We start from the raw sequence: 19,542 nt of genomic DNA, 5'->3' as shown, positions 1-19,542 counted from the left end.
CGACGATGCAGGACTTCATCCTCTACAACGCCCCTCAATCGACGTGCAGCCAACGGGTGCGATACGTTCTCAACGCCAAGGGCCTCGCCTTTAAGGAGCACAAGCTCGATCTCTTCACCGGCGACCAGCTCAAGCCCGAATATCTGGCGATCAACCCGAACGGCGTCGTGCCCTCGCTCGTCCACAAGGGCCGCGCGGTCACCGATTCCGCCGTCATCATGGAGTATCTGGAAGACATTCTCCCTGGTGGGCTCCGGCCAAGGGACGCCTTCGGCGCGGCGACGATGCGGGCGATGATGCGCTTCATCGACGAAGTGCCGACACCGGCGATCCGCGTGCCTTCCTACAACCTCGCCTTCCTGCCGCACTATCAGGCGATGACGGCGGAGGAGTTCCAGGCGGTCTGCGATGCAAAGCCGCTTCGCCGCGAGTTCCTGATGAAGATGGGGCGAAGCGGTTTTCCCGAGCCGGAAATGGAAGAAGCGCTCGGCCGCCTTGAACGCGGCGTTCAGCGCATGGCGGCGTGGCTTTCCGACAATGGCGGGCCGTGGGTCATGGGCGATCAGCTGACGCTGGCGGATATCGCGATCATGCCGGTGATCGTCCGGATGGACGATATCGGACTGTTCTCGATGTGGGCGGAGATGCCGGCGATCCAGGGCTGGCTCGATGCCATCCGCGCAACCGGCGCCTTCGCTGAAACCTATTACTACGGGTCGCTGCTGACCGAAAAATATCCGCACCTGAAGACGGCCAAGCCCGAACTTCGGCTCGCCGGGTCCGGCCTGTGACGCGGAAAGGAGAACAGGGATGAACAGCCATATCAGCCCCGAGGCAAAACTGATTTCCAAGGAGGCCGACGTCACGCCGACGGTGCTTGCCGCCATGTCGCGCGGCGACGATCCGCGGCTCAAGCAGATCATGGACACGATGGTCAGGCATTTGCACGCCTTCCTGCTGGAAGCGCGCCCGACCGAGGCGGAATTCGAGTGCGCCCTGCGCTGGATCACGGCGGTCGGCCAGGCGACTAACGAGGCGCACAACGAGACCGTGCTTGCCGCCGACGTGCTCGGCGCTTCGACGCTGATCGACCTGATCAACAATGACGGCATGCAGGGCGAGACGCTGTCAGCGCTCTTGGGGCCGTTCTATCGCGGGGGTGCGCCGAAATGCTTAAACGGCGACTGCATCGCCCGTTCGGATACGCCGGGATCGCAGCTCTACTTCACCGGGCGAGTGACCGATCCAGCCGGCCGACCCGTCGAAGGGGCGACCCTCGATGTCTGGCAGGCGTCCCCGGTCGGGCTTTACGAGAACCAGGACGAGACCCAGGACGACTTCAACTTGCGCGGCCGTTTCACCACGGATGGCGACGGTCATTTTCACTTCGTGTCGGTGAAGCCGGCAGGCTATCCGGTTCCGACTGACGGGCCGGTTGGCGACCTGCTGCGAGCGCAGAAGCGGACACCGATGCGTCCGGCCCACATCCACTTCATCGTCTCGGCGTCGGGCTACAAGACGCTCGTCACCCAGATCTTTTCCGACAGTCACGAGGCCCTGGTCAACGACGTGGTCTTCGGCGCGAAGCAGCAGATCGTCGGGAAATTCTTCCGTCACGATAGCCCGGACCCTGAATTTCCGGGTGCCGCGGCGCCCTTCTATAGCTGCAACTACCACTTCAAGCTGGTGGAGGGTCAATCGGTCCTGCCGCTGCCTCCGATCTCCGGAAAGAAGGTGGCGCACCATGGCTGAGAGATCAAACAGGTTGCGCCCTGGCGCGGGAGGCTTGTGATGCAGCAGAACGTCATCATCACCTGCGCGGTCACGGGCAATCTCACGACGCGGGAAAACCATCCCGGACTTCCCGTCACGCCCGAAGAGATCGCCAATGCCTGCCTGGAGGCGGCCGATGCCGGCGCGGCGATCGCCCATATCCACGTGCGCGATCCGGTTACGGCAAAGCCCTCCATGGAGCTAAAGTATTACCGCGAGGTCGTCGAGCGCATCCGGGCCAAGAACACGGCGCTGATCCTCAACGTCACGACCGGGCCCGGTGGCCGCTACCACCCGAGCGACGAGAACCCGGCGGTCGCTGGACCACGCACGACGCTGATGCGGCCGGAAAAGCGGGTCGAGCACATCGTCGCGCTGAAGCCTGATATCGCCACGCTCGACCTCAACACCATGACCTTCGGCTCCGAGGTCGTCATCAACACCCCGGCCAACGTCAAGATCATGGCCGACATTATCAACGAGGCGGGCTCCAAGCCGGAGCTCGAGGTCTTCGACACCGGCCACATCCAGTTGGCGCAGGATCTCTTGAAGGCGGGCGTGTTGAAGTCGCCGGCGATGTTCACGATCGTCACCGGCGTCAAATACGGCTTTCCCTCGACCACCGACGTGATGGCGACCGCGGCCCGCATGCTGCCCGGCGACGCCGTCTGGACCGGCTTCGGCGTCGGGCGGATGTCATTCCCGATGGCTGTTCAGGCCTATCTGCTCGGCGGTCACGTTCGGGTTGGCCTGGAGGACAACTCCTACATCGCCAAGGGCGTGCTCGCCAAAGGCAATGGCGAACTGGTCGAGCGGGCAAGAGACCTGATCGAGAAGCTCGGCGGCCGGATCGCCGAGCCCTCCCAGGCCCGCGAAATTCTCGGACTGCGTGCATAGGCATCGATTTCTGCAAGGAGGCATAGAATGAACATTCAGGTGGACGCGAAGATCGCCCGGGCGCTGAGGGTGACGGAAAAATCTCCCGATCTCGACAATCTCAAGATCGACGTCGTCGATGTCGCGGTGCCGCGGCCGGGTCCCGGGCAGGTGCTGGTGGAAATCGTGGCGGCGGGGGTCAATCCCAGCGACGTGAAGGCATCGCTCGGGCACATGCCGCATGCCATCTGGCCGCGCACGCCGGGCCGCGACTTCGGCGGCATCGTGCGCGAAGGACCGTCGTCGATGATCGGCATGGAAATCTGGGGCGGGGGCGGCGAACTCGGCATCACCCAGGACGGCAGCCACGCCAAATGGATGGTGCTCGACCAGAAAGCGGTGCGCGCCAAGCCTGCGAATTTCACCATGCAGGAAGCAGGCTCGATCGGCGTGCCGTTCATCACAGCTTTTGAGGGCCTGCGCGAAGCCGGCGGCGTGCAGCCGACGGATGTCGTGCTCGTCTGCGGCGGCAACGGCAAGGTCGGGCAGGCGGTGATCCAGCTCGCGACCATGGCCGGCGCCAAGGTCTTCGCGGTCGAGTACAACGAGCAGCCGCTTCTGGCGCACACCAACGCCCCGGTCGAGATGCTCAACAGCGCCAAGGATGACGTTGCGGCGATCGTGCGCGAAAAGACCGGCGGTCATGGGGCCGACATCGTCTTCAACACGGTCGGCAGTCCCTATTTCGAGATCGCCAACAACGCGATGGCGAAGCAGGCGCGCCAGGTCTTCATTTCCACCTTCGACCGCGCTGTGCCGTTCGATATCTTCAACTTCTTCCGCGGGCGTCACAAATATATCGGCATCGACACGCTGGCGCTGTCGTCGGTCGAGGGTGCCCGAATCTTCGACAAGCTCAAGCCGAAGTTCGAGGAAGGCAAGTTGAAGCCGTTCCCGATCAATCCGGCGACCGTCTATGGCTTTGCCGACGCCGCCAAGGCCTACGCCTCGGTGCTGCGCGGCACGCCCGAGCGCGTGCTGCTGGTGCCCTGAGGAGGAGCGGACGATGCAGGTGACGCGCTACGGCGATGCCAGATCCTATGAGGCGCCGGAGCACTACGGCATGCACTGCCTGCGGCTCCAGGGAAAGGAGGCGACGGCAACCGATACGATCTGGATCGGCCTGTCGCACCTCCTGCCCGGTGGTCATACGTCGCTGAAGGACGCCACGGTCGAGAAGATCTACATCGTCGTTGCCGGAGAGGTGACGGTCGAAACCGGCAGCGAGAGCGTCACGCTCGGCTTTCTCGACAGTTGCCGGCTAGCGCCCGGCGAGGCGCGTGCGCTCGCCAACCGCACCAATGCGCCGGCGTCCATCCTGCTCGCCATGCCGACCTGAGCGCCGCCGCAGAACGGAGAATATTTGATGGTTTCATCGGGTCTTTACCGGCTGGGCGCGCGCGCGCCGCGCGTTCCCGCCAATGGACGATTTTACGTCGCGCCCGGCGCCGTGGTGATCGGCGACGTGTGGCTCGAAGAGGATGTCAGTATCTGGTTCAACGCCGTCTTGCGCGGCGACAACGAGCCGATCATCCTTCGGCGCGGCTGCAACGTCCAGGACGGATGCGTCGTTCACACCGATCCCGGATACCCCGTGGAGATAAGCGAGGATGTTACCGTCGGACACAACGCCACAATTCACGGATGCCGGATCGGCAAGGGAAGCCTCGTCGGCATGGGGGCGGCGATCCTCAACGGCGCGCAGATCGGTGAGCGATGCCTGATCGGCGCCGGCGCATTGGTGCGGGAAAACATGGTCGTCCCGGACGGCTCTCTGGTCCTCGGGGTGCCCGCCCAAGTCGTGCGCGTTCTTGACGGAAAGACGGCCGAAGCTTTGTCGATCGGGGCGCAACGCTATCGCGCGAAAGCCCGGAGCTATCCCGGGGATCTCCAGCCGGTCCCCGTCGAACACGTATCGTCGGGGGCGGACCCAAGCAATTACATCATGCGGGAGAACATGCATGACGCAGAATGAGAACCGATTGGTCAGTGTCGTCGAGCATTGGCTCCCGCGCATGGAGGTCGCCGGGATCCCGTCGGCAACCGCACGTGCCGTCATCGAGCGCGCCGGCGTCTGGCAGAAGTGGCTTGCTACCTGGAGCGAGGAGGGCGAGCGTCACGCAGAGCTCGGCGCTGCGGCTCTGGTCGCCGGCCGCAACGTGACCGCCGGCGAAGCCTATGCCCGCGCCAGCCTTTTTTATCATTTCGGACAATTCATGGCCTTCGAGGATCTGGAGGCAAAGGCGAGGGCCGCCACGCGAAAGGTGGAACTCTACCGTCTCGCGGCACCCTTGCTTGATCCGCCTGGCGAGATGGTCGCTGTGCCCTTTGAGGACGGCGAACTTCGGGCCGTTCTTCGCGTGCCGAACGGAGACGGCACACACCCGCTGGCGCTGATCATCCCGGGCTCGGATTCGACCAAGGAGGAATTCCCGGCTTTCGAGCGGCATTTTCATGCCCGCGTCGTTGCGACCCTTTCGCTCGACGGTCCCGGCCAGGGTGAGGGCCGTTCGATGGGTACGCTGCGCCCGGACATCGGTCCGGCGGTTGAGGCGGCCATCCGGTCGGTAGAGGCGCACCCGCGCCTTTCGGGCAAGGTCGCGCTCGTTGGCATGGCCTTCGGCGGCTTTCTTGCCCTGCGCGCCGCCGCGTCCGTGCCAACGCTCGCCGGCGTCGTCTCCATCAACGGCTTCTTCGATCTCGGTGGGTTCTGGGACGCGCTGCCGCAGGTCTATCGCGACAACATGCGCTTCTCGCTCGGGGGCGCGGACGTTCGCGAACGTGCCGACCGTTTCACGCTGGCGCGCTGCCCGCCGCCGACCGCCCCGGCGCTCATCCTCCACGGCGGACGCGACAAGATCTTTCCACCCTCCGAAGCGGTAAAATGCGCAGATATCTGTGCGCGTGGAGCCGAACTGCACATCTTCGAGGATGGCAACCACGTCTGCAACAACATCCCCTGGCTCTACCGCCCGCTTGTCGCCGACTGGGTGGCGGAGCGCACGCGCGTGTAACCGTCGAAGACGGACGCTTCGCCGTTCACGGCATGGCCGTGGAAGGGCTGCGTCACGCGTCCGGCAAGGTGAAGACGGCGCAGGGTGCTGCGATGCCGCGCAAGGGATGCTCGCCGAGCGGCAGCAGCGGCGTCGACGCGGCCTCAGCCACGGAACCGGAGATCAGCACGGAGCAACCGAGCGGCCGGCACAGGCCCTCCAGGCGGCTGACGAGATTGACCGCCGGGCCGATGGCTGTGAAGTCGAGCCTATCGGCGGCACCTATATTGCCCCAGAGAATGTCGCCGAGGTGCAGGGCGACGCCGAAGGAGAGCGGCGGTAGCCCCTCGGCCTGCCGGGCCTGGTCGAGATGCGCCATGCCGGCGCGCGCGGCGGTGACCGCGCGCAAGGCTGCGTCGCAGGCTTCGCTCGGCGAGCCGCTCACCGGAAAGATCGCCAGAACGCCGTCGCCGATGAATTTCAGCACCTCGCCGCCAAAGGCATGGATCGCGCCGGCGAGGCGATCGAACCAGGCGTCGAGGGCCGCGATCACCACGGCGGGTTCCGATGTTTCGGACAGCGCCGTGAAGTTGCGCAAATCGGCATAGAGCAGGGCCGCGCGAATGGTTTCGCCGGTGCCGCGGGTGAGCGCTCCGGCGCGGACACGGGCGGCGCTGCGGCGGCCGAGATAGGCGTCGAGCAGAGCGGTGAGCGCGGCCCGCTCGGCAAGAACCGCCAGGGGCGCGACGGCAAAGCGCGCGACATCACCAAGCCGCGCCGTCTCTTCCGGGCCGAACGGGCGCGTCCCGGCCCAGCCGAGCGACGCGCGTTCATTCCCCGAACCGGTCGATTGTTGCAGCAGTGGCCCGAGCCCGGCCAGCCACTCCTCTCCCGCCCGGTCGGAGACGGCGTCGGCAAACCCCAGGCTCTCGATCACCACGCCGGTCTCGGCTCGCCAAAGCCAGGTGCGGCGGGCGATGATCGGATGCGGCACGGCGAGCGTAAGCGCGCCGCCCGAGAGCGGCAGACCGTCGGCGACGAGCTGGCGGCCAAGGTCGGACAGGAATCGGTCCGGCTCCTGCGAGGCGCTTGCCTCGTCCACGAGCCAGGCAAGGGGGGCGGACAAATCCATGCCGAAGAGGATAGGGTCGAGCGCCCTATGGACAAGCCCTTCCCGCCGCCGCGCTGCGCGCAAGTCAGGGGCGGACGGTGGCGCCGTCCGCCCCGGCGGTCTATGATTGCGGCAGCCTGCAGAAGGACTCTCAAGCCGCAGGCAGGCCAATCAGCAAAGGGAAGACCGATGCCAGAACCCCTCGTCGTCCGCCGCGAAGCGCATATTCCGGCGCCACCCGCCGCAGTGTTCGCTCTTTTGACCGACCCGGAAAAGATCCTGCGCTGGATGGGAACGGAGGCCGACACCAAGGCGGAGCCCGGCGGTCTCTATCTCGTCAACGTGACCGGGGCCCGTTTTGCCCGCGGGTCTTTCCGCGAGGTCGTGCCGGTGCATCGGCTCGCCTATAGCTTCGGCTGGGAAGGCAGCGACATTGTCCCGCCCGGCTCGAGCCTGATCGAGATCGACCTGATCGAGCAGCCGCCCGGAACATTGCTGCGCCTTACGCAAACGGGTCTGCCCAGCGCCGAACAATGCGCCGGCCATACGGAAGGCTGGGCACATTATCTGGAGCGGCTGGGCCAGGTTGCGTCGGGCCGCGATCCAGGCCCCGATCCCTGGCTCGGCCGCGACGGCGCGGCTTGATGCAGACGTCCCTTGCTTGCCACGACTGGGCCTGAAGGCTTGACGACGGCGTTGGAATGCCATGTTGCTTGGGATTGGCGCGAACCTGCTTTCACATCTTATTGATGCCAAATCAGGACGTTAGGCGGCACATGTCATTGCGGTGCGCTGGCTGAACGCGCCGGGACATGTATGAGTTTACTCGGGATGGGAGCGAATGGACGACAACAACATCATCAAATTTGAACGACCAAAGCCGAAAAAGGAGGCGAAGCCGGCCAGCCCTGTGCCGCGGAAGGCGTTGATTTGGCTGGCACTGATAGCCGCCTTGGTTGCGGTGTGGTCGTACTATCAGTTTATCGCGCCGCCGAGCTTGCCAGGCTAACAACGCTACAGACCGGCGGTTGGCGAGCGGCACGCGCTCCTCGCTTGGTCTGTCTGCAGACACGAGCCCACAATTCGCGAGCTCGCCACCGCCTTCGCTCACTTCCACATGGAGCGCATGCGGGCGCCGACGTCGATGCGGATCTGCTTGGCGCTTCGCTCGCTGGCGCTTGCCGAGATCTTCGGCCAGCTCGTCGTCTCGAAAAACTGAAGCAATGTCGCCGGGATGAAGCGGGTTCGCGAGGCGTAGACATGCCGGTCGCCCTGGGCGTTCTGGCCGTGGGTGAAGAAGCGCTGCGGCGTCACCAGGGAGAGATGATCGCGTGCCCGTGTCATGCCGACATAGAGCAGCCGCCGCTCCTCTTCGAGTTCGGCAGTTGTACCCACGCCGAGATCGGACGGAATGCAGCCGTCGACGACGTTGAGCATGAAGACCGAGCGCCATTCCTGGCCCTTCGCCGAATGGATGGTCGACAGGATCAGATAGTCCTCGTCGAGCAGCGGCACGCCCGCCTGGTCGCTCGTGGCATCGGGCGGGTCAAGGGTCAGCTCGGTCAGGAAACGTTCGCGGTTCTGGTAGCCGCCGGCAATCTGCTCGAGCTGCAGCAGGTCGGCCTTGCGCGTGTCGGCGTCTTCATGGATCCGGTCAAGATGGGGCTCATACCAGGCGCGCGCAGCGCCAATCTCCTGCGGCCATCCAGGCTCGGCCCGTCGCAGACCGGACACCAGGTCGACGAAGCCGGTCCAGTTCTCGCCGGTCTTGGCGGGAGGCGGGATCTCAGCAAGAGCCGCGAGCGGTTCCGGATCGGCGGCGATCGCATCGAGGATCTTTCCAGCGGTCTGTGGGCCAATACCGGGCAGCATCTGCAGCAACCGGAAACCTGCGACGCGATCACGCGGGTTCTGCGCGAAGCGCAGGACTGCGAGCAGGTCCTTCACATGGGCGCTGTCGAGAAACTTCAGGCCACCGAATTTCACGAACGGAATGTTGCGGCGGGTGAGTTCGACTTCGAGCGTTCCGCTGTGATTGGACGAGCGAAAAAGCACCGCCTGCTGCTTCAAGGCGATACCGATCTCGCGGCCAGCGAGAACCTGCTCCACGATGTAGGCGGCCTGATCCGCTTCGTCCTTGACGGCGACGAGCAACGGGCGCTGCTCCGATTGCCTGTCCGTCCAGAGGTTCTTGGTAAATCGCTCCCGCGCCAGGCCGATCACGCCGTTCGCAGCGGCGAGGATCGGCTGCGTCGAGCGGTAGTTCCGGTCGAGGGTGATGACGTCGGCAGGCTCGGGCGAAAAGGCGTTCGGGAAATCGAGAATATTGCGAACCGTCGCAGCCCTGAAAGAATAGATCGACTGGGCGTCGTCGCCAACGACAGTCAATCCGTGGCCGCCGGGTCTGAGCGACATCAGGATCGACGCCTGCAGCCTGTTGGTGTCCTGATACTCGTCGACAAGAACATGATCGAAGCGTCCGCCGATATCTTCGGCAAGCTCCGGATCGGAAACCATCTGCGCCCAGTAGAGCAGGAGATCGTCATAATCGAGCACGTTCTGCGCCTGTTTGGCATCGACGTAAGCCGCAAACAGCGCCTTGAGCTGTTCGTCCCAGCCGGTGACCCAGGGATAGGCCGACTTCAATACGTCGCCAATCGAGCTTTCGGAGTTCACGACGCGCGAATAGATCGAAAGGCACGTTCCCTTTGTCGGGAAGCGGCTTTCCGTCTTCGAGAAGCCGAGCTCGTGGCGCACGAGGTTCATCAGGTCGGCACTGTCCTCCCGGTCGTGGATCGTAAAATCCGGGCCGAGACCGATTTGTTCGGCGTAGATGCGCAGGATCCGGGCGCCGATGCCATGGAAGGTGCCGGCCCAGGAGAGCGCGTCCGTCATGACTGCAGCGTTGTCGCCAAGGACCTGGCGGCAGATGCGCGCGACCCGGCGGGTCATCTCGGCTGCTGCGCGTCGAGAAAAGGTCATCAGCAGAATGCGGCGCGGATCGGCACCGTTGACGATGAGATGCGCGACGCGGTGGGCGAGCGTATTCGTCTTGCCGGAGCCGGCACCGGCGATGATGAGAAGCGGGCCGCCGACCTGTCCTTCCGGCAAGCCGATACCGTGCTCGACCGCCTCACGCTGGCGGTCATTGAGTTTTTCGAGATAGGCGGCGCTCATGCGTTCCCGTTCGTTTTCGTCGCACTCAGTCACTGCCCGCATCGATTTGCATCCAAGAGACGGGCAGGAACAAAGAAAGAACTAGCAATTTAGCATCCAGATGAAAACCCTGACGTCGCCGAGTTTTCCCTCCTGCAACGTCGGAATGTCACTCTTCCAAGGTTTTGATGACCTGCGAGATCGCCGATGGGCTTGATTGCTGCAGGTAAGGCCAATCGGCCCTGGATCGAGATCTGTCGCGGGTGATCGCCGGCTTATCGATCGGCCTATACCTATGGCTGTGCGCCGCACGAAGAACGCGCGACGGCTTGTGGCCTTATATAGTAGATTAGAAATATGCTCCGCTCCTGCGTCCACTCGAAAGAGGAAGAGCACATGGACGAACGGAGCGTTGAAAATACCTGCGAGGCCACCGGCTCGACCGCCGAATTGCAGGAGATTGCGCGCAAGCTGGCGTCGCTCGCCCAAGAGATCAGGTCAATTGCAGCGACCCCGCTCGGCGAGACGGTCGTACTCGACGAAAGCGGCGATGGATCGGAAACGGCAGTCGACTGACTTCGGCCGCGGGGCAGCGGCTTTACTTGTTCGGTACAGGCATTCATTCCTCAATTGGGGGATGGCCGTGATCTGCCTGCGCGCTTAGAACCAGCCTACGGTGGCGACCTTGGGATATTCGGGACGTCGATACGAGGCGACGCCTTCGAATATCCCTTGGCGCGTCAGCAGACGCTGGTGTCTGTTCAGGGGCAGCATTGAGCTCGTCACGCCACGACCGTCATCGTCATTTCTATGTAGGCGGCAAGGCACACGGCTGAAGCCAAGATGCCCGGCGTTGAAGGCACGGCTTGCATTATTTTCGCGAAGAACATACCGCCGGCGATGAGCAATCCGCCGAAAAGCAGACCGTGTTCTGCAACAGCGAGGCCGATGGCGCAGAGGTTCACGGCACTCGCAACCATGGTGAGGGGCGCTGCGGCCAGCGCAGCGTTCGATTGAGCCAGGAAGATGAGCCTGAAACGCGGCCAGCTGAGGCCGATGGCGAGAACGAGGAACACCAGGGACATGCCCATCAGCATGCTCCGGCGAGCGTGCGCTCGATCGATCCGGCCCGCTTGTCTCGGGCCGAAAACACGCCGCCGACAGCGATGAGGACCGGGCTGTCGTAGCCGATCTCCCCTATGCCCTCCGGGATTGTGGCGAGCGTGCCTCGCCAGCTGCGTTCCGTCGGACGGCTGACATCGCTCATGATCACGGCCGGTGTTTCAGGTGAACGGCCTTCGCCGATAAGCTTTTCGGCAATCAGCCCCGCCGTTCGGCCACCCATGTAAAAGACCGCCGTGCTGCGCGGATCGGCAATGCCTGCCCAGTCGACATCATCGGGCAGGCCGCCGTGGCGGGAATGACCGGTCACCAGCCGAAGCGACTGGGCATAGTCGCGATGGGTCAGCGACAGACCGAGACGGGAGGCCATGGCGCTTGCGGCAGTGATGCCGGGGATAACGTCGACGGGAATGTTCTCGCGGTCGAGATGGGCGATTTCCTCGCCGGCCCGGCCGAAAACCATGGGGTCGCCGGATTTCAGCCGCACCACGCGTTTCCCAGCCTTGGCGAGCTTGACCATCATGGCGTTGATGTCTTCCTGCCGGCAGCTTTCGCGGCCGCCGCGCTTTCCGACGAGCATGCGCTTTGCCTCCCGCCGGGCGAGTTCGAGCACGTCTGAAGAAACGAGGTCGTCGAAAAGGATGACATCGGCCGCTTGCAGCGCGCGCACGGCCTTCAGCGTCAGGAGTTCGGCATCGCCCGGTCCCGCGCCGACCAAAGTCACGTGACCGATGGCGGGGGCTCCCGCGAGCCTTTCGGCATCAGCAAAAAGCACCCCGCCTACGCCCTCCTCCGGCGTATCCATGGTCGAAAAGACGCGATCGGCAAAACGTTCCCAGAAGAGGCGGCGCCGGGGACCGGGTTCGATCCGGCGGTTCACCGCTCCACGAAGAGACTGGGCCAGCGCTGCCCAGGCCTTCAGGCTTTTCGGCAGCAGCGTCTCGATCTTGCGGCGGATCGTCTGGGCGAGGATCGGGGCGGCGCCATCGGTCGAGATTGCAACGATGACGGGCGAGCGGTTGACGATCGAGCCGAACTGGAACTCGCAGAAGTCCGGCTGGTCGATGACGTTGACCGGAACGCCCGCCGCGCGGGCGGCGGCGAAGAATGCCCGCGCCTCCGCCTGGTCCTCGCAATCGCCGACGGCGAGCGCGGCACCGTCAAGATCGGCGGGCGCCCAGTGCCGGCGGTTTAGCGTGACGCTGGCGGTGGGGTGTTGCGGGGTACGGCCGGCAAATGCCGCGAGCGCCTCGTCGTTCCCTTCAGCGTAAAGGTCGACGCGGGCGCCGCAGGCGGCCAGAAGCTCGACCTTCCACATCGCTCCGTCCGTTGCACCGGCCACCACGACGCGCCGGCCCTCCAGCGCCCAGAAGACGGGCAGCTTGGCGAGCGCCTCCATGCGGGCGGGTCCGTCACTCTGCGGCTGCTGCAAGACATCCATCGATGATCCCCCTGATTTCGGCGCGGCATGAGCCGCAATTGGTTCCGGCATTGAGCGCCACGCCGACGGCCTCGACGCTGTGGCAACCGCCGCGTACGGCCGCGACGATCTGGTTGACGCCAACACCGAAGCAGGAGCAGACGGTGGCGCCGGGATCCGGCTTGTCCGCCCCCGGACGGCCCGCGACGAGCGCGAAGCGCTTGCGCAGATTGGCGTGGTCAGCGCCGAGTTGTGCGATCGCCCAGTTGCGCGCGACGGCGACCGGTTCGCGCGCTAGGAAGAAGGCCGCGAGAAGCTGCGGACCATCGAAGAAGGCGAGCCTGATGTCGCCGGTCTGTGCATCCGCATAGCCGAGCGGCTCTACGCCTTGCGGGATCGCAAGAACGCGGCGGCACCAGCCGGCCCAGTCGTCCACCGGCTCGGCAAAAGCCAGTTCCAATCGCCAGCCGCCAGCCGCCTTCGCCAGCGCCCAATAGGCAGCATCTGGATCGACCGGCTTTGCCAGCGAGACAGCGAAGGCGTAGTGCGTCGCCTTGAACTTTCGCGCGGCGACTGCAATGTTCTTCGATGCCGGCTGGCCGGAAAGACGATCGGTGATCGGCGGCACGAGGACATCGATGCGTGCCTTCGCCGCAAACTGGTCGTTCCAGTGCATCGGCGCGAAGATGCTGCCGCGCGCCTGGCGCTCGGTGATGAGCGCACGCACGAACGCCTTGCCCTCAGGGCTTTCAATCTCGATAAGGTCGGCGTTGCCGACGCCGATCTCCATCGCATCACGCGGGTGCAGTTCCGCAAACGGTTCGGCGATATGGGCCGAGAGGCGCGCGCTTTTGCCTGTGCGGGTCATCGTGTGCCACTGGTCGCGGATGCGGCCGGTGTTGAGCGTGAACGGGTAATCGGCATTGGTGCGGTCGGTCTCTGCCGGGCGAACGGCCACGAACCGGCCTCTGCCGTCAGCGTGATAGAAGTTGCCCGCCGCAAAGAAACGGCTTTCGGCGCGCTTCTGGCCTTGCCGTTGGGGCCACTGGAAGGGCGTCAGCCCGTCGTAGTCCTCAAGCGCAAGATCGGCATAGGCGCCAATGTCGAAATCGCGGCTGCCGGCATTTTCGAAGGCCGAGAGCGCGGCATGTTCGCGGAAGATCGCGGCGGGCGCTTCGTAGGCGAAAGCATCGGTATGGCCCAGGCGGCGACCGACCTCGGCCAGTTGCCACCAGTCCGCCCGGGCTTCTCCCGGTGCGGCGAGGAACGCCCGCTGGCGCGAGATGCGGCGTTCGGAATTGGTGACCGTGCCGCTCTTTTCCCCCCAACCGAGCGACGGCAGCAGCACATGCGCGTGGCGGGCGGTATCAGTTTCTTTCAGGATGTCGGAAACCACGACGAAGGGACAGGCCCTGATCGCGGCCTCGACGGCGTCGGCATCCGGCATCGAGACGACGGGGTTCGTTGCCATGATCCAGAGCGCCTTGACGCGACCGTCTGCCACCGCCCGGAAGAGATCGACGGCCTTGAGCCCCGGCTTTTCGGCAATCTTTGGCGAACGCCAGAAGCGCTGGACGCGATCGCGATCACCGGCATCTTCGATCGCCATGTGTGCTGCGAGCATGTTCGCAAGCCCGCCGACCTCGCGGCCGCCCATCGCATTCGGCTGCCCCGTCAGCGAGAACGGCCCCATGCCCGGCCGGCCGATGCGGCCGGTCGCAAGGTGACAGTTGAGGATCGCGTTGACCTTGTCGGTGCCCGAAGACGACTGGTTGACGCCTTGGCTGTAGCAGGTCACGACCTTCTCGGTTGTCGAAAACAGCCGGTAGAATTCGCGCAACTGCATCGCCGGAAGGCCGGTCCGCTCGAGCACGTCGTCGAACGAAACACCGCCTGCTGCGAGCAAGGTATCACCGAAGCCGGCCGTATGCGCCGCGACATAGTTCTGGTCGACGGCATTGCTGGAAACCAGATGTGAGAACAGCCCGACGAAGAGCGCCACATCGGCGTCGGGCCGGATCGCGAGATGCAGGTCTGCAATATCGGCCGTCATGGTGCGGCGCGGATCGATGAGAACGATTTTGAGGCCCGGCCGTTTCGCCTTGGCGGCGGCAAGGCGCTGGTAGAGGACGGGGTGGCACCAGGCAAGGTTCGATCCGGTGAGTACGACCAGATCGGCCAGCTCCAGATCCTCATAGGTCCCGGGTACCGTATCCGAACCGAAGGCACGGCGATGACCGGCAACTGACGAGGACATGCAGAGACGTGAATTGGTATCGATGTTGGCGGAACCGACAAAACCCTTCATCAGCTTGTTGGCGACGTAGTAGTCTTCGGTGAGCAGCTGGCCGGAGACGTAGAAGGCGACCGAATCCGGGCCGTGTTCGGCAATCGTTTCCGCAAAGCGTGCGGCGACGAGGTCGAGCGCTTCGTCCCAGCCAGCCTGGCATCCGTCGATCTCCGGATGCAGCAGCCGACCGTCGAGGTCGAGGGTCTCGGCGAGTGCGGACCCCTTGGAGCACAGCCTGCCGAAATTGGCGGGATGGTCGGCATCGCCGCGCACGGCGACGGCGCCGTTGTCATCGACCGTCGCGATGACCCCGCAGCCGACGCCGCAATAGGGACAGGTGGTCTTGACCTCCTTTTCCATGGTCATTCCGCCGCAATCAGCAGGCTTTCGAGCGCAATGAACAGCGCGCCGCCGTCAATACGCACCGGAATGGTGCGCACCGCGCCTACGTCGGCCCCGAGCGCCTTGCCGGTTTCGAGCGAGATCGCCCAATTGTGCAAGGGGCAGGTGACCGCCTTCGCGTGGACGATGCCTTGTGACAGCGGCCCGCCCTTGTGCGGGCAATGGTCCTCGATGGCGAAGACCTCGTTTTCGGCTGTGCGGAAGACGGCGATCTTGCCCTGAGGCGTCTTCACGCAGCGCGCGCCTCGCAGCGGAATGTCCGAGATGTCGCCGATCGGGTGCCAGGTCATGTTCATCATCTCACTCCGCAGCTTGGGGGAAGCCGACCGTCGCCATCGGCCGGAACTCGTGTTTGTCCTTGCCGGAGACGCGCTCCGACCAGGGGTCGACCTGGGCGAATTTCTGGCTGAAGACGAAGCGGTCGTAGTAGGCCTTGCGCTTGTCCGTATCCTCCATGATCTGGCGGCGGATCTCGTCCAGCCCGACTCGTTTCGCCCACTTGTAGATGCGCTCGAGATAGCGGGCCTGCTCGCGGTACATCTGCGTCAGCGCCACGATGTGTTCCAGCGCCTCGTCCTCGCTTTTCACCAGGCCAAGTACCTCGGTGCCCTTGATGTCGAGCCCGGCAGCACCGGCGAAATGGATCTCGAAGCCCGAGTCGACGCAGATGACGCCGATGTCCTTGCAGGTGGCCTCCGCGCAATTGCGCGGACAGCCGGAAACCGCCATCTTCAGCTTGGCGGGCGTCCAGGAACCCCACATGAACTTTTCGATCCGGATGCCAAGCCCGGTGGAATCCTGCGTGCCGAAGCGGCACCAGTCCGAGCCGACGCAGGTCTTCACCGTGCGCAGACCCTTGGCATAGGCCTGGCCCGAGATGAAACCGGCCTTGCCGAGATCGGCCCAGACGGCCGGTAGATCTTCCTTTTCGATCCCGAGCAGGTCGATGCGCTGGCCGCCGGTCACCTTCACCAGCGGAATTTCGAACTTGTCGACCACGTCGGCGATGGCCCGCAGCTCGCCGGAATTGGTGACCCCACCCCACATGCGCGGCACGACGGAATAGGTGCCGTCCTTCTGGATGTTGGCGTGAACGCGCTCGTTGATGAAGCGCGATTGGTAGTCGTCGGCATATTCGTCCGGGAAATCGCAGACGAGGTAGTAGTTGAGCGCCGGGCGGCACTTGGCGCAGCCGCAGGAGGTCTTCCATTCCAGCTCCTGCATGACCGCGGGAATGGTCTTCAGGCCCTTGGCCTTGATCAGCCGACGTACGTCGTCGTGGCCGAGATCGGTGCAGCCGCACATCGGCTGGACGGCGGCCGGTCTGTAGCTCTCGCCGAGCGTCAGCGTCATCAGCTGTTCGACAAGGCCGGTACAGGAGCCGCAGGAGGCCGATGCCTTGGTATGGGCGCGCACCTCGTCGAGCGACGTCAGGCCCTTGTCGGCAATCGTGGAAACGATCTTACCCTTGCAAACGCCGTTGCAGCCGCAGATTTCCGCATCATCCGGCAAGGCTGCAACGGCCGCCATAGGGTCCAGCGGAGCGCCTCCCTGGAAGGCTTGGCCGAAAATCAGGGTCTGGCGCATCTCGGAGACGTCGGTCTCCTTCTTCTTCAGATCGTTGAACCAGGCGCCGTCGGATGTTTCGCCATAGAGCACGGTGCCGATGATGCGGTTGCCCTTCAGCACCAGCCGCTTGTAGACGCCGGCCGTGGCGTCGCGCAGGACGATCTCCTCGCGGTCGTCGCCATCGGCAAAGTCGCCGAGCGAGAAAAGTTCGATGCCGGTGACCTTGAGCTTGGTCGGCGTGTCGGAATGGACAAAGGCGGCGGAGCGGTCGCCAGCCAGATGCGAGGCGGCGACACGGGCCATCTCGTAAAGCGGCGCGACGAGGCCATAGACCATGCCGCCCACTTCCGCACATTCGCCGAGCGCCCAGATGCGGCCATCCGAGGTCTGCATGCCCTGGTCGACGACGATGCCGCGGTTGATCGCAAGGCCGGCCTCCTTCGCAAGGCCGACACTCGGCCGAATGCCGACGGCCATGACGACGAGCGTCGCCGGAATGATGCGGCCGTCGTCGAGCTCGATGCCTTCGACCCTGCCGTTGCCGACGATCGCCTTGGTGTTGGCCTTGCAGATGATCTTGATGCCGCGGCCTTCCAGCTCCTTCTCAAGGAGATAGCCGGCGGCCGGGTCGAGCTGGCGGTCCATCAGCGTCGGCATCACGTGAAGAACGGTGACGTCCATGCCGCGACCGGCAAGGCCGGCGGCCGCTTCAAGGCCGAGCAGGCCGCCGCCGATGACGACGGCTTTTTCGCGCGACTGGGCGGCGAGCAGCATGGCCTGCACGTCATCGAGATCGCGATAGGTGATGACACCGGGCAGGTCCTTGCCGGGCACCGGCAGGATGAAGGGCACCGAACCGGTCGCGATCACCAGCTTGTCATAGCTTTCGGTCACGCCATGGTCGGAGGTCACGGTTTGGGCATCGCGGTCGATCGCGACGATGCGATGACCCTTGTAAAGCGTGATGCCGTGTTTGATGTACCAGCCGTCGCCGTGGATGATGATCTCTTCGTAATCCTTTTCGCCCGACAGCACCGGCGACAGCATGATGCGGTCGTAGTTGACGCGTGGTTCGGCGTTGAAAATGGTCACGTCGTAGTGCCCGGGCGCCTTTTCCAGCAGGTGCTCCAGCATGCGCCCCGGCGCCATGCCATTGCCGATGATGACGAGTTTCTCGGTCATGGTCTGTCCTTGTCTGTTTACGCGGCAGCAGCCGTCGGCAGGGTGAGCGCGCGGCGTTCCATCTGGCGGATCGAAAGATGCATCCACAGGAGCGATGCGACGACGACGGCAAAGAGAAGCAGGAAGCAGCTCGACCACAGGCCGGTCGCGTCCTTGAGCAGGCCGAAGGCGATCGGCAGCACGAAGCCCCCGAGCCCGCCGACCATGCCGACGATGCCGCCGACCGCCCCGACGTTTTCCGGGTAATAGGCCGGGATGTGCTTGTAGACGGCGGCCTTGCCAAGGCTCATGACGAAGCCGAGCACGAAGACCGTGACGATGAAGACGGCAGGCGTAATGCCGAAGCCGTGGCCCTCGCCGGCGGCCGGCAGCGACAGGATCAGTGTTGCCACCGCCGAGATGCCGAGCATCCAGTACATGACGCTACGCGCGCCCTTGCGGTCGGAAAGCACGCCGCCGAAGGCACGGAAGACGCTGCCGGGGATGGAGTAGGCGGCTGCGACCATGCCCGCCACGGCGATATCGAAGCCGTAGACGCCGACGAGATAACGCGGCAGCCAGAGCGAGAGGGCGACGAAACCGCCGAAGGCGAAGAAATAGTAGAGCGAGAAACGCCAGACCTGGGCGTTCTTCAGCGGTGCGAACTCCTGGAGCAGGCTGCGCTTTGGCAGCTGGCGCTCGCGGCGGCTGCGGAAGGCCGGATCGTCGCTTGTCGTGAACCAGAAGACGAGTGCCGTGACGACGAGTGCGGCCGCCCAGATCTCGGCAACCGTCTGCCAGCCCCAGGCAATGAGGACGAAGGGCGCCAGGAATTTCGTCACCGCCGCGCCGACATTGCCGGCGCCGAAGATGCCAAGCGCCGTGCCCTGCTTTTCCGGCGGAAAGAAGGGCGAGACATAGGCGACGCCGACCGCGAAAGAGCCGCCGGCAAGACCGATGCCGAGGCCGGCGAGCAGCATCTGCGGATAGGTGGTGGCGTAGGTGAGCAGAAAAGTCGCAAGGGCTGCGGCCAGCATCGTCAGCGTATAGACGAGGCGCCCGCCGTAGCGCCCGGTCCAGACGCCGAGCAGGATGCGCACCAGTGAACCGGTGAGGATGGGCGTGCCAACCAGCAGGCCGAACTGCGCTTCGGTGAGCGCGAGGTCCTGCTTGATGCGGATGCCGATGATGGCGAAGATCGTCCAGACGGCGAAACAGATCGTGAAGGCAAAAGTGGACATCCACAAAGCCGTGGCGGGTTCGCTGGCGGATAATGGCTGCTTGTTCTCAGACATGGCTTCTCCGAGGCCCGACAAGGTCGTGCCGCTCCATCTTGGGGGTGAAAAACAAAAAGCCGCTGGCCAGGTATGCCCGACACGGTTCGCTCCGTGTGCGCAGTCCTGATCAGCGGCTTTGCTGGTAGGGCGCCCGTCGTTGGACACCGATCTCTTGGCCCGAGGGCCTGAGAATATAAAAGCAATCAGCGTGCCAGTTTTGGCAAGCTATTGATCTAAAAGAAAAAGTGAAATCGTCGGCCTGGCGTCATCCCGGTGGGTGACATTCCTTGGTGCAGTGCGAAGCCATTTTTTGTGCAATGCGCATAAATTAG

General features: G+C 64.4%; 18 protein-coding genes. 10 read left to right on the top strand and 8 right to left on the bottom strand.

Annotation, left to right across the window (positions count from 1 at the left end; translation table 11 throughout):
• The first annotated feature begins 5 nt into the window (after positions 1-5).
• Genes IB279_RS14160 through IB279_RS14130 form a run of 7 tightly spaced genes read left to right on the top strand, consistent with a single transcriptional unit; the run spans position 6 to position 5,723 of the window.
• Entirely contained in the window at positions 6-791 is a 786-nt protein-coding gene (locus IB279_RS14160; protein WP_113505154.1) for a glutathione S-transferase family protein, read from the top strand.
• A 19-nt stretch (positions 792-810) separates the two neighbouring features.
• A complete protein-coding gene (locus IB279_RS14155; protein WP_113505153.1) occupies positions 811-1,752 on the top strand; it encodes a dioxygenase in 942 nt (313 codons plus the stop codon).
• Positions 1,753-1,791: 39 nt separating this feature from the next.
• Positions 1,792-2,670: a 3-keto-5-aminohexanoate cleavage protein gene (locus IB279_RS14150; protein WP_113505152.1), complete on the top strand. Its 879-nt coding sequence runs from the start codon at positions 1,792-1,794 to the stop codon at positions 2,668-2,670.
• Positions 2,671-2,697: 27 nt separating this feature from the next.
• Positions 2,698-3,702, top strand: coding sequence for a zinc-binding alcohol dehydrogenase family protein (locus IB279_RS14145; RefSeq protein ID WP_051659175.1), 1,005 nt, complete (start codon positions 2,698-2,700; stop codon positions 3,700-3,702).
• Positions 3,703-3,715: 13 nt separating this feature from the next.
• Positions 3,716-4,048, top strand: coding sequence for a cupin domain-containing protein (locus IB279_RS14140; protein WP_060519216.1), 333 nt, complete (start codon positions 3,716-3,718; stop codon positions 4,046-4,048).
• 27 nt (positions 4,049-4,075) lie between these two features.
• A complete protein-coding gene (locus IB279_RS14135) occupies positions 4,076-4,684 on the top strand; it encodes a gamma carbonic anhydrase family protein (protein WP_113505151.1) in 609 nt (202 codons plus the stop codon).
• Positions 4,671-5,723 carry a S9 family peptidase gene (locus IB279_RS14130; RefSeq protein ID WP_192339308.1) on the top strand — a complete coding sequence of 351 codons (1,053 nt, stop codon included), beginning with the start codon at positions 4,671-4,673 and terminating at the stop codon, positions 5,721-5,723. Before IB279_RS14135 ends, IB279_RS14130 begins: the two co-directional genes overlap by 14 nt.
• Before the next feature lie 52 nt (positions 5,724-5,775).
• On the opposite strand, the gene IB279_RS14125 is transcribed toward IB279_RS14130, so the two are convergent.
• Positions 5,776-6,834: an adenylate/guanylate cyclase domain-containing protein gene (locus tag IB279_RS14125; RefSeq protein WP_060606113.1), complete on the bottom strand. Its 1,059-nt coding sequence runs from the start codon at positions 6,832-6,834 to the stop codon at positions 5,776-5,778.
• Between the two features lie 168 nt (positions 6,835-7,002).
• Here IB279_RS14125 and IB279_RS14120 point away from each other — a divergent pair, with 168 nt between their 5' ends.
• On the top strand, positions 7,003-7,458 hold the full coding sequence (locus tag IB279_RS14120; RefSeq protein WP_192339307.1) for an SRPBCC domain-containing protein: 456 nt from the start codon (positions 7,003-7,005) through the stop codon (positions 7,456-7,458).
• A gap of 196 nt (positions 7,459-7,654) precedes the next feature.
• Positions 7,655-7,822: a hypothetical protein gene (locus tag IB279_RS14115; protein ID WP_089042981.1), complete on the top strand. Its 168-nt coding sequence runs from the start codon at positions 7,655-7,657 to the stop codon at positions 7,820-7,822.
• A gap of 98 nt (positions 7,823-7,920) precedes the next feature.
• Here IB279_RS14115 and IB279_RS14110 read toward each other — a convergent pair whose 3' ends face one another.
• Positions 7,921-9,990 (bottom strand): ATP-dependent helicase, encoded by a 2,070-nt coding sequence (locus IB279_RS14110; protein WP_034789803.1) that lies wholly within the window; start codon positions 9,988-9,990, stop codon positions 7,921-7,923.
• A 375-nt stretch (positions 9,991-10,365) separates the two neighbouring features.
• On the opposite strand from IB279_RS14110, the gene IB279_RS14105 reads away from it, so the two are divergent.
• A complete protein-coding gene (locus IB279_RS14105) occupies positions 10,366-10,545 on the top strand; it encodes a hypothetical protein (RefSeq protein ID WP_034789801.1) in 180 nt (59 codons plus the stop codon).
• Between the two features lie 206 nt (positions 10,546-10,751).
• Here the strand turns inward: IB279_RS14105 and IB279_RS14100 are convergent, their stop codons facing one another.
• From IB279_RS14100 to IB279_RS14075, 6 genes are read right to left on the bottom strand one after another with little or no spacing between them, the layout of a single operon-like run.
• Positions 10,752-11,054: a hypothetical protein gene (locus IB279_RS14100; protein WP_246801945.1), complete on the bottom strand. Its 303-nt coding sequence runs from the start codon at positions 11,052-11,054 to the stop codon at positions 10,752-10,754.
• Positions 11,055-11,059: 5 nt separating this feature from the next.
• Positions 11,060-12,532 carry a siroheme synthase CysG gene (gene cysG / locus IB279_RS14095; protein WP_192339306.1) on the bottom strand — a complete coding sequence of 491 codons (1,473 nt, stop codon included), beginning with the start codon at positions 12,530-12,532 and terminating at the stop codon, positions 11,060-11,062.
• Complete coding sequence (locus IB279_RS14090) at positions 12,504-15,161, bottom strand: nitrate reductase (RefSeq protein WP_034789796.1); 2,658 nt, start codon at positions 15,159-15,161, stop codon at positions 12,504-12,506. The genes cysG and IB279_RS14090 overlap by 29 nt, the downstream gene beginning before the upstream one ends.
• 2 nt (positions 15,162-15,163) lie before the next feature.
• Positions 15,164-15,499 (bottom strand): nitrite reductase small subunit NirD, encoded by a 336-nt coding sequence (gene nirD, locus IB279_RS14085; RefSeq protein WP_375292946.1) that lies wholly within the window; start codon positions 15,497-15,499, stop codon positions 15,164-15,166.
• 4 nt (positions 15,500-15,503) lie between these two features.
• Positions 15,504-17,954: a nitrite reductase large subunit NirB gene (gene nirB, locus IB279_RS14080; protein WP_060643607.1), complete on the bottom strand. Its 2,451-nt coding sequence runs from the start codon at positions 17,952-17,954 to the stop codon at positions 15,504-15,506.
• A gap of 17 nt (positions 17,955-17,971) precedes the next feature.
• A complete protein-coding gene (locus IB279_RS14075; protein WP_034789792.1) occupies positions 17,972-19,228 on the bottom strand; it encodes a nitrate/nitrite transporter in 1,257 nt (418 codons plus the stop codon).
• Positions 19,229-19,542 lie beyond the last annotated feature (314 nt).

This window comes from Ensifer sp. ENS06 (genome assembly GCF_014852205.1).
Lineage (GTDB): Bacteria > Pseudomonadota > Alphaproteobacteria > Rhizobiales > Rhizobiaceae > Ensifer > Ensifer adhaerens.
Note: the sequence above shows the minus strand (reverse complement) of the source record. Positions and strands in the feature narration are given on the sequence as shown.